The organism is Gilliamella sp. CG35, from assembly GCF_046635745.1.
GTDB lineage: Bacteria > Pseudomonadota > Gammaproteobacteria > Enterobacterales > Orbaceae > Gilliamella > Gilliamella apicola_I.
This window is the reverse complement of the sequence record NZ_JBIDFH010000006.1, coordinates 78275-93414: the sequence shown is the minus strand read 5'-3', so window position 1 is coordinate 93414 and position 15140 is coordinate 78275. Positions and strand designations below refer to the sequence as shown.

The window sequence follows — 15140 nt, the reverse complement described above, 5'->3', positions numbered from 1 at the left end:
TTTGTTTAAATTCCAACCAGATAATGTCTTGAAAGTACCATTTAATGGCGATTATCACATTTAAATTCTATACCGTCCCTGTAGGGTGCGATAAAATCGAGACCTTCACAACCAAATGAAAACCATTGAAAACCAAATACCACTGGGGGTAAATCTTTGAATAGTTGTCCTGCCCATTGGAATTTTTCATTTTCATAATCATGGTAATTGTTTAATCCAACTAATGACATACCTTCACCTTGATACATACGCCTTTTAAAAAGAGTGTTTCCTTCGTTATCTACAACTAGAAGCTCTCTTTCAAAAATTTTATAAATATCCCGTCGTTGTGGCTCTTTTTCATCTACATAATCCTGAACATAAAAAGTCATATTATTCGCATTGGCCATGTAACTTTTTAGATACTTCGGGAGATTTCCATAATTTCTATTTGATAATTTATCTGGTCCTGTATCAGGATAATTTGCATTTGGAATTAACCGCCAGTCAAGTGGTGTAAGTTGTTCTTGTGCAAAAGGATTGTCTTTTGTTATAGAAACGAATAAATCATAATTTGAACGAAACCTTGGCAATAAATCTTGCGGTAAGTCGAATCCAATTCGATAATCTTCCGTATCATAAGGAGGCGAACGATCGGATCTATAAGAATCTAATATCGCCGTTGCTTCCATAGATAAAATTGGATAGGAGTAGAGCTGATTGTTTGTGTAATCATAAATCCAGAAATACGCATCTTCTGCAATCCCTGCCATTTTCATAAACAATTTACGTTCTTTGTCGGTTAATGTATATTTTTTTGGGGTTAGATTGGCAGGTAGTATTTTCTTGTCAGCATCGGGCGGTAAAGTTTCCGATAACGATACATGAAAAAATATACTATCAGGGTCGAGATATTCGACGCTCTCCACATAATATATCTCGACATCTTTTATTACTTCTATGTTCGATCCAGATGTTTCAGATTTATCCGAATTGGTGTTGGTGCTGCAATTGCTGAGTAATAACAATGTGATAAAACTCATCAATAATAAATATAACTGCTTTTTCATTTTATTTCCTATGCACTTTTTATAAGACAACGTTAGGCTACTGGTTGTCTGATTCACTGTTTTAGCACACTGAGCGTGCCTTCCTATTACCTTTATTGTTATTGTAATTCTTTCAAATACCAATGTACTTTGTTTAAATTCCAACCAGATAATGTCTTGAAAGTACCATTTAATGGCGATTATCCCCTTTGGTGTTATTTCGTCATTGTAAGGGAAATAAAATCGAAGTCTTCACAGCTAAATGCGAACTATTCAAAGCAAAATACCATTAAAGGTAAATCTTTAAATAGTTGCTCTCCCCATTGGTATTTTTTAATTTAATTTTCTTTACTCTGTGCTTTTAGCCATGCAATTTCTTGTGACCAAATATCCGGATCGATAGTTTCGAGAATCAGCGGGATTTCATCAATTCTTGGATCTTGCATAATATATTTAAAAGCCGTTTCACCAATGTTCCCTTTTCCTAAACTATTATGGCGGTCAACATGGCTGGCAAGTTCACTTTTGGCATCGTTTAAATGCATGCCTCGTAAATATTCAAAACCAACAATTTTTTCAAATTCGGCGAACGTTTCTTGACAGGCTTTTTCAGTACGTAAATCATAACCGGCAGCAAAGGCGTGACAAGTATCAATACAGACACCAACTCGAGTTTTATCTTCCACTTGGTCAATAATTTGTGCCAAATGTTCAAATTTATAACCTAAATTAGAGCCTTGACCTGCGGTATTTTCAATTACGGCAACCACATTGTTAGTTTTATCTAACGTAATATTAATAGATTGAGCAATACGGCTAAGGCATTCATCAACAGATATCTGTTTTAAATGACTACCCGGGTGGAAATTAAGTAACGTTAATCCGAGTTGCTCACAACGCTGCATTTCATCTAAAAAGGCGGTGCGTGATTTTTCAAGTTGTTCACTATCCGGATGACCTAAATTGATAAGATAACTATCATGTGGCAATATCTGTTTACTAGTAAAGCCGTATTTTTCACAGCGCTTTTTAAAGCTATCAATCATGGCGCTTTCAAGTGGCTTTGCATGCCATTGACGTTGATTTTTGGTGAATAGCGCAAAAGCAGTTGCGCCAATTTGATAAGCATTGATTGGGGCGTTATCAACCCCACCGGAAGCGCTCACATGCGCGCCAACATATTTCATACTTTTGAATCCTGATAATTGTGTTAAAAAAGGGAGTGTATAATTAGTTTGAACCACTATTGCGTTGCAACTGATCACGTAAGTTAGGTGGCACACCTTTTATTACTAATGAATCGGTTTGCGGATCCCATTTAATTCGTTCTCCGAGGAGATCGGAATCAAAACTTAATGTTAATCCCCCTCCACTTCCAGAGAATTTTTTAAGTTGGCGCAAAGCACTACGATCAACCGGAAACGTTTCTTCCAAATCGTAATCACTGTTTTTAACAAATTCCATAAAATTGTTATCACCATGAGTTGGTAATTCATTGGCGAGATTTTTAAGCTCAATTTCTTCACCGGCTTGCAACTGAGCTTGGCAATAATTGTAAACATTTTCACGTGCATGAACTTTGTCTTGTTTATCAAATTGCATTTCCTGACAATAATCATCAACCGCTTTCACTAAAGTTTTATTCTGTGCTTTGGCATCTAACCCTTCACTTGCACCTAAGTAATCCATAAAAAAGTCTGATACTTTACGCCCTACTCTTCCTTTTAAAAAGGTTAAGTAACGTTTAGAATCTGCATCGGTTTCCCATTCAGTGATATCAATTCGAGCGATAATGTCAGCATGATCAATATCTAAATATTGTGTTTCAGATATATCAAGTTGTTCATTGACTAACATACTCGAACAACTATTTAAAACCGCAATGATCAGATACTCTACGGCTAAATAACGATAGTGACAAAAAACGACTGTGCCACCTTCAGCAAAAGGATATTTAGCCAGTTCATTGCGTAACTGTTTGGTAGATTCTTGACTAAAATGTAAAAAATCTTGGTTGCCAAGCCGTAATTCTTTAAGGGATTGTTCAAATAAACTTTCTTCGTTGAACAGACCATATGCTTTACTTTTATTATTATAAATACGGTTTATATCTTCAATTAAATTAACCACAGCTTGTTGATTACTTAACATCGAGTCACGCAATTGTAGTTCAATTTCAGTATCGCTTTTTCTAATTAATTTATGCAAGATAACTTTTTCTATTTGTACACTCATTAGGGATTCCTATTTGGATCGCAGTATTAAATTATGATATATTTTACCAAAGCACTGAAAAAGTGCTATCAACAAATGAAAACCTGTTTGACTTATATGAGATAAACATTCCAAAATCGGCAATAACATCTTATCTACTTAAGCTTTCTTACCATTTAAAGCTACAATAGATGACGATGACTCGCTTTCTTAAAAAAATTTACTGGTATTAATTGAATATTAATTTTAAATGTTGGTTTGATAAATCGTCAAAGTAACGAATTTTGCTAATTCAACTAGCAAACATTACTGACTTTAAATAATATATTAAACTATATTGTAAACAAATAACTTTTAAAAAACCTTATTGTGGTAAGAATAACTATGGCTCACTCCAAAGATATTTATAATGATTTCAGAAATAAAAAAATCAGTTCATTATTTTGGCAATATGCATTGCCTGCGGTAATAGGAACAATTGTTAATACGTTATATAACATTATTGATGGTATTTTTATCGGTCATTGGATTGGACGTGAAGCACTCAGCGCCGCTGGGCTTATTTTGCCAGTCATGAATTTTGCGGCAGGAATAGGTATGTTAGTTGGAATAGGTTCTGCTAGCCGAATATCAATTTTTTTAGGGCGAGGCGAAAATGATCAGGCAGAAAAAGTTGCCGGTACCTCGTTTATGTTAACTGCGCTATTAAGTGGTTTAACATTGTCATTATTGCTTTTTTTTGTTGATCCCGTTTTACGGTTTGTGGGGTCAAGTCCCGTTAATCACACTTATGCCAGAGAATTTTTAGAAGTCTTTTTACCTGGCAGTATCTTCCTGACATTGACGTTTAACTATAATAATATGATGCGTGCAAGTGGTTATCCGTTTAAAGCGATGGTAACGATGTTTGTCAGCGTTATTGCTAATATAATTTTAGCGCCAATCTTTATTATTGGTTTGGGTTGGGGTATGCGTGGGGCTGCTTTGGCAACCACACTATCTATGTTGATAAGTTTTCTGTTTGTCATGCAGCATTTTATTAGTAAAAATAGCAATATTAAATTGTATCTACGCAATTTCAGACTTAATTTAAAAATTGTCAAAGCGATCTTATCCATCGGGATGTCACCTTTTGCTATGCAAATTGCCGCTTCCGTTGTGGTTGTGTTTATCAACTGGCAACTTAATCACTATGCACCATTAGCCCATGAATCGAGCGATGATGCTATCGCAGCTTATTCAAATGCAAATCGACTTATTACCTTAATTATTATGATAGTCATCGGTATTAATCAAGGCATGCAACCTATAATTGGTTACAATTATGGTTCTAAAAATTACGCACGAGTTAAAGCAACGTTTTTTTATGCGGTTAAGGTTGCAACGGTGGTCACATCAATTGGATTTATACTGGGATTTTTTATTCCCGATACACTTGTTCGTGCTTTTAGTTCTGAACAGGATTTGGTTTCTTTATCAGCTATAGCGCTTCGCTATACGACACTTTCGTTTGCTTTTGTTGGATTCCAAATGGTGACAACAAGCTTTTTCCAATGTATTGGCATGGCAAAAATTTCGATCCTATTAAGTCTTTCAAGGCAGATTTTAATTTTATTACCTGCGTTATATATTTTACCGCTATTCTTTGGTTTTGATGGTGTTTGGGCAGCATCGCCAACAGCAGATCTGCTATCGACAGGAACGGCCTATATTGTGCTCTATTGTTATTTTAAATCCATTAAAAATCGAGATTGTTCATCAAAACTAAATGAATAATTTTTCAGCTGTTTAGAATCGGTTATTAGGTTAGATTAAGCCATACAATTGTATCGTTTTTGATGTTATTAATAATTATCTATAAAAAAAGCAGTACTTAATTGTACTGCTTTGTATTTAGTAAGATATTACTATTATTAGAATGAATAATTTAAACCTAGTTGTCCACCAATTCGTGAATATTTATCTGAGCCAAATCGAGTATCAAGTTGAGCATAAGCACTTAGTGATTTTGTCATGCTTCCACTGACACCGACTTTAAACTCTGCGTAGTTTTTACCTTGATTTGAGTCAACATGTTTTCCTTTTACTTTCGCTTCTGGTGAAGATGAATCATATAGCCAGTTTGCTTCAATAAATGGTAACACGCCGTAACCCGATTTTGTGCTTTGACCATAGTAACGTGCACCTAGGCGTAATTGCGCACCATCTGCATTAATGTTGTCAACTTTACCTGCACGACCTAAATTAAACTTATCACTGTCTAACCAGGTATAACCAATTTGAGCATGTGGCTCAAGTAACCAGTTTTTCTCATCGCCTTCAAGGACAATTAATCCATAACCAACTTCAGCAGATAAACTTAATGCGTTCCCATTATATTTGCTTGAATAGTTTCTTGAATTTGATAAATGAACTGAAGTTTTATGTTTGAACCAGCTATATTGTGCCCAAGTATCGACATAAAGCCCTTCACCATTGGTTTGTGCATTCCAGTTACCGTAAACCCCTAAGTTATAACCACTAACACTGCCATCACCGTTACGTTTACTGTGTTTTTGTTGAGTGTCTATTGAGCTGTGACCGTATCCACCATAAACCCCTACTTTAAATTGGTCTAAAGATAATACATCCACACCCATTTCAATCACTGATGTCTTCATGTCTATTGATTGTCTACCATTAAACATATCAGTCTGAGTTCGGTCATAGCTATAACGCATCCAAACATTTGAATCCGGTACATAAATTGAGGTATCACGGTCGTGAGCACTATGACGGAACATATTTAATGCCGCTAATTGGTTACCAAATACTGATGCTACTATCGGTGATTTATAAACATTTGAAAATGCGTTGGTATATTCAATGACTAATTTGCCATTTTCATCACGTCCAATTGTATAGTCAAATTCACTATCTTTTTTCTCAATGATATTCCAGATAGCATCATCTTGACCGACAACATCAACTAGATTGATTTTACCGCGTTCTGAATTTCCTCGGCCGATTTCAGTTATATCAATATTGGTTTTTCCTGACGTATTACCTTTTACGACAAGTTTATCTGACTCACCTTTTTCTGTATCCACATACATATTCAGTTTGCCATCTTCACCACGGTAATCACCATTGACAGTTAATACTGTATTTGCTGAGTCTTTACCTAAATCGATAGTTCCACCATTGACTAAATTGCCAATTGTTTGGTTATGATCTTCTAAATTAAGTGAACCTTTCTTATCAACGTTATAGTTAGATTTTTCGCTAAAGACATTCTCGGCTTTCGCGTTCCAAGAACCACCGGTTATATTAGTGTTTCCTTCATAAGTATGTTTACCACTAATAAAGTTATCACCAGAGACGACATTGACATCCCCATTTCCATCAATATCCCAGCCTACTTGATAATCAGTGTTAGTATGATTAATATTTAATTTACCACCATTTCTTAATCCAACTTTTGGCGTATCAATAGAACCTGCTTTTTCAGCGGCTTTTCCAACTTCGCCACCGATATTAAGGGCGCCATTTTGATCAACTCGAATACCGAGATCCTCACCAGATTTATCGCCTTTTTGAGTTTTGATGGCTGCATCATTTGCAACGGTTAAACTAGCAGAATGATTACCACCCTCATTGACGATAATTTCAGACATCACGTTCAATTGAGAATTTTTACCATCAATTAATACTTTACCATTTCTGATAGCTAGCTTGTTGTATGTACCTGCATCACCATCAGCAATATTTAAACTACCACCATTGGTTACATTAATTTCACCATAGCCATCTTTATCAGCTGATTGCGTTCCTACTCGCATACCACCTGAATTAAAAGCAGAACCTTCACCGTCAATATTAATAATCGCATTTCCATTACCACTTGCGACAAATGTCGCTCGAGATGAATTAATAACACCACCATCTAAAATATTAACTACAGCCTTACCGTCGCCGGCAATCCCCATATCTTGTGAGTTAACTTGATTTATTGTACTGCCTTTACCTGATACAGTTAAAGTTGTATTAGAAGTGCTAGAATGACCTATACGTAATGAAGACCATCCAGTATTGGTAAAAGTGCCGCCATTAGTAATAAGAATATTAGCGTTACCTTGAGATCCTAAATAAGCATCACCAGTAGAGTTAATGAAATGACCATTGTCGAGTGTAAATTGAGCAGAAGTATCTACATCATGTGCCACTATAATTCTATTAATTTTTAATGTACCATTATCACTAATTGTTAAATGTCCATTTTGACCAATGATATATTCATCATTGCTGACTACGCCATTAGGCAAAGTTCCAGTGTCATCACCTTTAATAATTTGATTGGTATCTATATTAACACGTGCAGCAAAAGCATTGCCGGAAGATAAAACAGATAAAGCCCCAAGAATTGTGGCATTAATTAATACTGATTTAGTTTTTTTACCTCTTCCTCTGGCTAATTCCGAAACTGCCAGACTAATTCCTTGTCTATTTTTCAAAACTTTATAAATTTTATTCATTTGTTAAATTTCCTTCATTTTACAATATTAAACATAGTCACTAAGATTCAAGAGACTTATGTAAAAAACATTATTGATCGGATTAAGCGATCAATCAACATTTAATCTATCGAAAATTTCTAATAAAAAGCGTAATATAATTATAATTAATTGTTTTTTTTGTTAATTGTAAGTTAATGTAAAGTTAATAAACTGATTATTTTTGCACAAAATTTTCATATTCTGCGTTTAAAATACATAATCAATTAGCAATCTTTTTTTTTCAATATATTGTTCATGTTATGATTTTTTTTAGACTAAATTCTTTATTTAGTCAGTGCTAAATATCCCCTTTTTCAATTTAGTTTGAATCACATATCTTTTTTCTATAAAAAAGCAGTACTAAATCGTACTGCTTTGTATTTACTAAGATATTACTATTGTTAGAATGAATAATTTAAACCTAGTTGTCCACCAATTCGTGAATATTTATCTGAGCCAAATCGAGTATCAAGTTGAGCATAAGCACTTAGTGATTTTGTCATGCTTCCACTGACACCGACTTTAAACTCTGCGTAGTTTTTACCTTGATTTGAGTCAACATGTTTTCCTTTTACTTTCGCTTCTGGTGAAGATGAATCATATAGCCAGTTTGCTTCAATAAATGGTAACACGCCGTAACCCGATTTTGTGCTTTGACCATAGTAACGTGCACCTAGGCGTAATTGCGCACCATCTGCATTAATGTTGTCAACTTTACCTGCACGACCTAAATTAAACTTATCACTGTCTAACCAGGTATAACCAATTTGAGCATGTGGCTCAAGTAACCAGTTTTTCTCATCGCCTTCAAGGACAATTAATCCATAACCAACTTCAGCAGATAAACTTAATGCGTTCCCATTATATTTGCTTGAATAGTTTCTTGAATTTGATAAATGAACTGAAGTTTTATGTTTGAACCAGCTATATTGTGCCCAAGTATCGACATAAAGCCCTTCACCATTGGTTTGTGCATTCCAGTTACCGTAAACCCCTAAGTTATAACCACTAACACTGCCATCACCGTTACGTTTACTGTGTTTTTGTTGAGTGTCTATTGAGCTGTGACCGTATCCACCATAAACCCCTACTTTAAATTGGTCTAAAGATAATACATCCACACCCATTTCAATCACTGATGTCTTCATGTCTATTGATTGTCTACCATTAAACATATCAGTCTGAGTTCGGTCATAGCTATAACGCATCCAAACATTTGAATCCGGTACATAAATTGAGGTATCACGGTCGTGAGCACTATGACGGAACATATTTAATGCCGCTAATTGGTTACCAAATACTGATGCTACTATCGGTGATTTATAAACATTTGAAAATGCGTTGGTATATTCAATGACTAATTTGCCATTTTCATCACGTCCAATTGTATAGTCAAATTCACTATCTTTTTTCTCAATGATATTCCAGATAGCATCATCTTGACCGACAACATCAACTAGATTGATTTTACCGCGTTCTGAATTTCCTCGGCCGATTTCAGTTATATCAATATTGGTTTTTCCTGACGTATTACCTTTTACGACAAGTTTATCTGACTCACCTTTTTCTGTATCCACATACATATTCAGTTTGCCATCTTCACCACGGTAATCACCATTGACAGTTAATACTGTATTTGCTGAGTCTTTACCTAAATCGATAGTTCCACCATTGACTAAATTGCCAATTGTTTGGTTATGATCTTCTAAATTAAGTGAACCTTTCTTATCAACGTTATAGTTAGATTTTTCGCTAAAGACATTCTCGGCTTTCGCGTTCCAAGAACCACCAGTTATATTGGTGTTTCCTTCATAAGTATGTTTACCACTAATAAAGTTATCACCAGAGATTACATTGACATTGCCTTTTCCATTTGCTTTGCTATCAATATCCCAGCCTACTTGATAATCATTATTAGTATGATTGAAATTAAGTTCACCCGCTGGTAATGATGGATCTTGATTTGCAAAATGGATAACCGGCACATCAATTGCTCCCGCTTTTTGTGGCGCTTCATTTGGTTTACCACCAATATTTAATTTACCGCCCTCATTGATGGTTATACCATCATTTTCACCATTAGCGTTTTTAGTTGTGTTTATTTTGGCATCATTAGAAACCGTGATTTCACTTTTATTACCAATTGATATATCCTTAACCACATTCAATGCAGAATCAGTTCCATCAACAAATACTTTACCGCCATTTCTAACAACTAAAGTACCGTTGACTGTATCACCAATATTGGCTTTAGCACCATTTAAAATATTTAGCTCAGCATGACCCGTATTTACATTTTTTTCTGGCCCTATACGCATAGTGGCCGCATTTAATGTTGAATCCTTACCTATAACATTAAAAATTGCAGTACCATTTGCAAATCCAAGCAATAGCGTATTTTTTGCATCAAATAAGCCGCCCTCTATGACATCAACTTTGGCATTACCATTAGCGCCAACAAATACTTGAATTTTCGATTTTTGAATGAATGCGCTTCCTTTACCTTTCACTGTTAGGGTGGTATTAGAACCAGCTTCACTTCCTATACTTGGCGAAGCCCAAGCAGTATTAGTGAAAGTACCACCATTTGTGATTAATACATTCGCATCACCACCTTGGAAACCAAAGTATGCAACACCCTGAGCATTAATAAGATGTCCATTATCAAGAATTAATTCACCTGAATTTCCTGCGCCTCGACCAACTAAAATTCTTGCTAACGATAGCGTACCGCCATCACTAATCGTTAGACGTCCTTTTCCATTTGTCCCTGATCCTAATGAATATTCCTCATTGGTTATTTGACCACTTTGAATTGTGCCAGTACCATTACCTTTGATTGTTTCATTCGAATTAATATGAATTGGTGCAGCTAATGCACTTTCAGACATCGCAGCTGTAATCATGATGGCTGCTGCAATTTTACTTACTGAAGATTTTGTTTTGCCTTTGGCTAGTTCCGATACTGCCAAGCTTATTCCTTGTCTATTTTTTAAAACTTTGTAGATTTTATTCATTTATTAAATTTCCTTGATTTTACGATATTAAACATAACCACTAGTCTTTTAGAAAGTTATGTAAAAATATTATTGATCGGATTAAATGATCAATCAATATTCAATCGATCGAAAATTTCTTATAAATATTGTAAGCATTATTTAATCTATTGTTTTTTTTATTAAATATTAATTAATTCAATGAAAAAACAATGAAAAGTTTTGATGAGATAATTTTCAGATAAACGTAAAAACCGCTAATCTAATTTTCACTTAAAAAGTGACAAACATTGGACCTTTTTTGCACACCAAACTTCTCAATTTATAACGGTTGATAACTTGGCTAGCTGCCATAGACAACGCAAATAAATTTTTAATAAAATTTAAATGGTAAGCCATTATTTTATTTTTTCTCTATGATATTTATTAAATTTTTTTAACATTTACAGCGCTATTTATTAAACGATTTTTATAACAACATTATTTTTTTAGATTTAACATTGGAAAGATAACATTTTCGATGTACTGAGTTGAGGAAATAGACTTCAGCTAAAATATGGGTTTTCAGGCACTCTTAAGAGTACCTGATTTTAAAAGAGAATAGTTAATCGTTGTGATGCTAGATTTTTGTTGAAAAAAGTTGATCTGTTTGGTGATCAAGATAAGCTTGATTGACAAGTATTCCATCATTCACACCTTCAACTTCAGGCCCTTTATCCGTTTGTTTTAACATTTTTTTCGTAATGGTTAAAATACTTTTTTGCTGACATTTTGGACATTGGCAATATTCATAATTTAGCATTGACATTTTATCGTCAGTCTTTTTAACGAGCAAATCCCGAATATCTTTTTGAAGTTCTACATTGGCTAATGCATCGGCATAATTACCTACACGACTATTATTAATATTGTTTTCTAATTCTTCACTAGACAAAGAATGGAAAAAATATTTTTTGTACCAAGTTTGGCAATCTTCACAAAAGGCATCTTCTATAAATAAAGCTGTTAAAATTGGGTAAAAGAAGACTAAGAATTCAATCAGATAAACGCCAGCTAATAACATCCCTGAAATTGAACCTTTTGATGAGCTACCTTTAGTAATCGTGATTTCACGATAAGGAATGATATCATCTATTAATAAAGTTATAGTATCAATAGGCGATAAAAACAGTGAAATCCAATTGGACAAATAATTAGTGTCAAATAACAAAACTTCAAAAGTAACCAAATTTGAATAATAGGCAAACAAGCAGATTAAAAAAGTCATTAATATATTGATTTTGACATTACGGATCTTCGCTAATTGAGATAAATTAGATTGCAACATGATTATCACATAACACATCCCCACAATAAGACCGATATCAATAAGAATTAGTGGAGAAAAATGAGAGATTATGGCATATACAACGCCAAGTAAAATAGCCACAAAAATACCCAGCAAAGTTAAAACAATCGTAGAGCCCAGATTGAATTTATTTGAAAATTGATAGTGTTCAGTTGAGGTGTTCATTATTTTTCCTTATATTTATAGATAAATCTACTTTGATTATTTCAATAGAAAAATTAGATAATTTATATTATTGACAGCAAGTGAAACCGTCATTATTTTCATAAAACATATCAAAGCTTTTTTGAGAGCGGCGTATTTTAGTATGAGTAAAAGGAAAGAAAAAGGGATTTTTTTAAATGTTGAAATCGAGCTATTTTTAAATTCATTAACTTCTCAATATTTTGATAATAAAATCAATTGATATTGAGAAGAATTACGTTGTTATATCTAATTAATAAAATTATTCGATATTTTGTACTTGTTCTCGAATTTGTTCTATTAAAACTTTTAATTCAATGGCACTAGCCGTGACATCGGCATTAATAGATTTTGAAGCAATGGTATTCGATTCACGGTTGAATTCTTGCATCATAAAATCAAGTCGACGTCCAACGGCTTCATTTTTCTTCAAAATTGCATAAGTTTCTTTAACGTGTGTCATTAGACGATCAAGCTCTTCAGCAACATCAATACGTTGAGCCATCATGACAATTTCTTGTTCAAACCTTGAGCTATCTAATTCGATATTGGCTTCAGCTAATTTAGTTTGTAGACGCTCTTTTTGCCATTCCAAAATCTGTGGCATCCATTGACGAATCTTTTCAACTTGTTCCGTTATCCCTTCAAGCCGTTGGATGATAAGCTCACCTAATGCTTTACCTTCACGTTCACGTACAGTAATAAATTCATCAATTGTCGAATCTAATATTGCTAAAAGTTCTTGCGATATGGTATCTAAATTTTGCTCTTTAGCTGATAATACACCTGGCCAACGTAAAACATCGATAGGATTGACTTCGCCGGATTTGTGCTCTGACTGAATCCAATTAGCTGCATTTAAAATTTGTTTAGCTAGATCTTGGTTTAAAGATAATTCTTGATGTTGAGCAGCAGGATCCAATTCAAAACGCAAATGGCATTCAATTTTACCCCGCGTTAAACGATGACGAAGCCGTTCACGAATAATAGGCTCAAGTGAGCGAAACTGTTCAGGCAAACGAATGTAAGTTTCTAAATAACGTTGGTTGACCGAACGAAGCTCCCAAGAAGCGGTCCCCCATGGTTGATTTACTTCTTTTCTGGCATAAGCGGTCATACTGGAAATCATAATGGCTTCCTAAATTTAGTAAAAAACTTGCTGGGCATTGTATCACAAATTCTGTATAATGCGCTCTTAGCTTAGGCTAAACATCAACCTTTTCTTGTTGATGTCCTCCTAAATGGTAAATTCAAATAATTTTTTAAATATAACTGCTGGAGAAATGCATGCGCCCGTCAGGTCGATCTGCGGAACAAGTCCGCCCTATCAAAATTACCCGTCATTACACTAAGCATGCAGAAGGTTCTGTATTAGTAGAGTTCGGTGAAACAAAAGTACTGTGTAATGCAACTGTCGATGAAAGCGTACCCCGTTTTTTAAAAGGTCAAAATCAAGGTTGGGTCACGGCTGAATATGGTATGTTGCCTCGTGCGACTAATTCAAGAACGCAACGGGAAGCGGCAAAAGGTAAACAAACAGGTCGCACAATGGAAATTCAACGATTAATTGCTCGTTCATTAAGAGCAATGATAGATCTTAAACTTTTAGGCGAATATACCATTACCTTAGACTGCGATGTCATTCAAGCTGACGGTGGTACAAGAACAGCTTCAATTACTGGCGCGTGTGTAGCGCTAAATGATGCGATAAATAAAATGATTGCCGAAGGTAAAGTTAAACAAAATCCGATTAAATCATTGGTCGCAGCGGTGTCTGTCGGTATTGTCGATGGTCAACCGGTATGTGATTTAGAATATATTGAAGATTCTAATGCTGAAACTGATATGAATGTAGTAATGACTGATGACGGACGAATTATTGAAGTTCAAGGGACTGCCGAAGGTGAACCTTTTAGTCATGACGAATTATTAAAATTATTAGAATTAGCCAAAAATGGCATTGCAACAATTATTGATGCACAAAGACAGGCCTTAAAAGATTAATTGGAGAGGATCGATGAAATCATACAAAAGTGAATTTATTGAATTTGCTTTAAATCGGCAAGCATTGAAATTTGGCGAATTCACCTTAAAATCAGGTCGAAAAAGTCCTTATTTTTTTAATGCGGGTTTGTTTAACACCGGTAAAGATTTAGCGCTTTTAGGTCGCTTTTACGCTGCTGCTTTATTAGATGCCAAGCTCGAATATGACGTAATTTTTGGTCCTGCTTATAAGGGGATTCCGATTGTATCATCAACTGTCGTTGCATTATCTGAACATCACAACGTTGATGTTCCTTACTGCTTTAATCGTAAAGAGGCAAAAGATCATGGTGAAGGAGGCAATTTAGTCGGCAGTTCGATTTATGAGCAACGTGTTATGCTGGTTGACGATGTTATTACTGCAGGAACCGCAATACGTGAATCGATGCAAATATTGGAAGATAATAAATCAAAATTAGCTGGCGTATTAATTTGCTTAGACCGACAAGAAAAAGGTCGTGCCGATCTTTCTGCAATTCAAGAAATTAAACAAACTTATCATTGCGAAGTGATTTCAATTATTACACTTGATGATTTGATCCAATATCTTTATCAAGATCCAACCAGACAAGATCAAGTAAAACTAGTTGAAGCTTATCGTGAGCAATATGGTATAAACTAAAGTAAACTCTTACACAATCAGCTAATGAAATAAAAGCGTTGAAAAACGCTTTTACATCTTTTTACAATCCCATACATTTTTTAGACATTTAATCTGCTTTTTATCTATAATCTAGATTAGATTTATTTAGCCTTTTATTAGCAATTCAACAAGTATTTTTATAAACAAATA

10 protein-coding genes are annotated in these 15140 nt (G+C 34.5%); 3 read left to right on the top strand and 7 right to left on the bottom strand.

Features of this window, described 5'->3' with window-relative positions:
- Window positions 1–41: 41 nt before the first annotated feature.
- The 3 genes from ACGH4F_RS04325 to yejK form a co-directional block, all read right to left on the bottom strand.
- Window positions 42–1049, bottom strand: coding sequence for a hypothetical protein (locus tag ACGH4F_RS04325; RefSeq protein WP_411590137.1), 1008 nt, complete (start codon window positions 1047–1049; stop codon window positions 42–44).
- Window positions 1050–1366: 317 nt separating this feature from the next.
- Entirely contained in the window at window positions 1367–2215 is an 849-nt protein-coding gene (nfo, locus tag ACGH4F_RS04320; protein WP_411590136.1) for a deoxyribonuclease IV, read from the bottom strand.
- 43 nt (window positions 2216–2258) lie between these two features.
- Window positions 2259–3263, bottom strand: a complete 1005-nt coding sequence (gene yejK, locus ACGH4F_RS04315; RefSeq protein ID WP_267359319.1) for a nucleoid-associated protein YejK — start codon at window positions 3261–3263, stop codon at window positions 2259–2261.
- 363 nt (window positions 3264–3626) lie between these two features.
- Here yejK and ACGH4F_RS04310 point away from each other — a divergent pair, with 363 nt between their 5' ends.
- Window positions 3627–5018 (top strand): MATE family efflux transporter, encoded by a 1392-nt coding sequence (locus ACGH4F_RS04310; RefSeq protein WP_267349680.1) that lies wholly within the window; start codon window positions 3627–3629, stop codon window positions 5016–5018.
- A 137-nt stretch (window positions 5019–5155) separates the two neighbouring features.
- Here ACGH4F_RS04310 and ACGH4F_RS04305 read toward each other — a convergent pair whose 3' ends face one another.
- The 4 genes from ACGH4F_RS04305 to ACGH4F_RS04290 all read right to left on the bottom strand — a co-directional run bounded on the left by ACGH4F_RS04305 (window position 5156) and on the right by ACGH4F_RS04290 (window position 13433).
- Entirely contained in the window at window positions 5156–7756 is a 2601-nt protein-coding gene (locus ACGH4F_RS04305; protein ID WP_411590134.1) for an autotransporter outer membrane beta-barrel domain-containing protein, read from the bottom strand.
- A gap of 422 nt (window positions 7757–8178) precedes the next feature.
- Window positions 8179–10794 (bottom strand): autotransporter outer membrane beta-barrel domain-containing protein, encoded by a 2616-nt coding sequence (locus ACGH4F_RS04300; protein WP_267359317.1) that lies wholly within the window; start codon window positions 10792–10794, stop codon window positions 8179–8181.
- A gap of 598 nt (window positions 10795–11392) precedes the next feature.
- Entirely contained in the window at window positions 11393–12286 is an 894-nt protein-coding gene (locus ACGH4F_RS04295; protein WP_267352165.1) for a hypothetical protein, read from the bottom strand.
- A 280-nt stretch (window positions 12287–12566) separates the two neighbouring features.
- Window positions 12567–13433 (bottom strand): YicC/YloC family endoribonuclease, encoded by an 867-nt coding sequence (locus ACGH4F_RS04290; RefSeq protein WP_267352166.1) that lies wholly within the window; start codon window positions 13431–13433, stop codon window positions 12567–12569.
- A 158-nt stretch (window positions 13434–13591) separates the two neighbouring features.
- On the opposite strand from ACGH4F_RS04290, the gene rph reads away from it, so the two are divergent.
- On the top strand, window positions 13592–14308 hold the full coding sequence (rph, locus tag ACGH4F_RS04285; RefSeq protein ID WP_220215281.1) for a ribonuclease PH: 717 nt from the start codon (window positions 13592–13594) through the stop codon (window positions 14306–14308).
- Window positions 14309–14321: 13 nt separating this feature from the next.
- On the top strand, window positions 14322–14969 hold the full coding sequence (gene pyrE / locus ACGH4F_RS04280; RefSeq protein ID WP_267352167.1) for an orotate phosphoribosyltransferase: 648 nt from the start codon (window positions 14322–14324) through the stop codon (window positions 14967–14969).
- Window positions 14970–15140: the final 171 nt, after the last annotated feature.

Excerpts from the sequence above, each read along its gene's own strand:
- ACGH4F_RS04325 (WP_411590137.1), bottom strand. The coding sequence starts at position 1,049 with ATGAAAAAGCAGTTATATTTATTATTGATGAGTTTTATCACATTGTTA.
- nfo (WP_411590136.1), bottom strand. The coding sequence starts at position 2,215 with ATGAAATATGTTGGCGCGCATGTGAGCGCTTCCGGTGGGGTTGATAAC.
- yejK (WP_267359319.1), bottom strand. The coding sequence starts at position 3,263 with ATGAGTGTACAAATAGAAAAAGTTATCTTGCATAAATTAATTAGAAAA.
- ACGH4F_RS04310 (WP_267349680.1), top strand. The coding sequence starts at position 3,627 with ATGGCTCACTCCAAAGATATTTATAATGATTTCAGAAATAAAAAAATC.
- ACGH4F_RS04305 (WP_411590134.1), bottom strand. The coding sequence starts at position 7,756 with ATGAATAAAATTTATAAAGTTTTGAAAAATAGACAAGGAATTAGTCTG.
- ACGH4F_RS04300 (WP_267359317.1), bottom strand. The coding sequence starts at position 10,794 with ATGAATAAAATCTACAAAGTTTTAAAAAATAGACAAGGAATAAGCTTG.
- ACGH4F_RS04295 (WP_267352165.1), bottom strand. The coding sequence starts at position 12,286 with ATGAACACCTCAACTGAACACTATCAATTTTCAAATAAATTCAATCTG.
- ACGH4F_RS04290 (WP_267352166.1), bottom strand. The coding sequence starts at position 13,433 with ATGATTTCCAGTATGACCGCTTATGCCAGAAAAGAAGTAAATCAACCA.
- rph (WP_220215281.1), top strand. The coding sequence starts at position 13,592 with ATGCGCCCGTCAGGTCGATCTGCGGAACAAGTCCGCCCTATCAAAATT.
- pyrE (WP_267352167.1), top strand. The coding sequence starts at position 14,322 with ATGAAATCATACAAAAGTGAATTTATTGAATTTGCTTTAAATCGGCAA.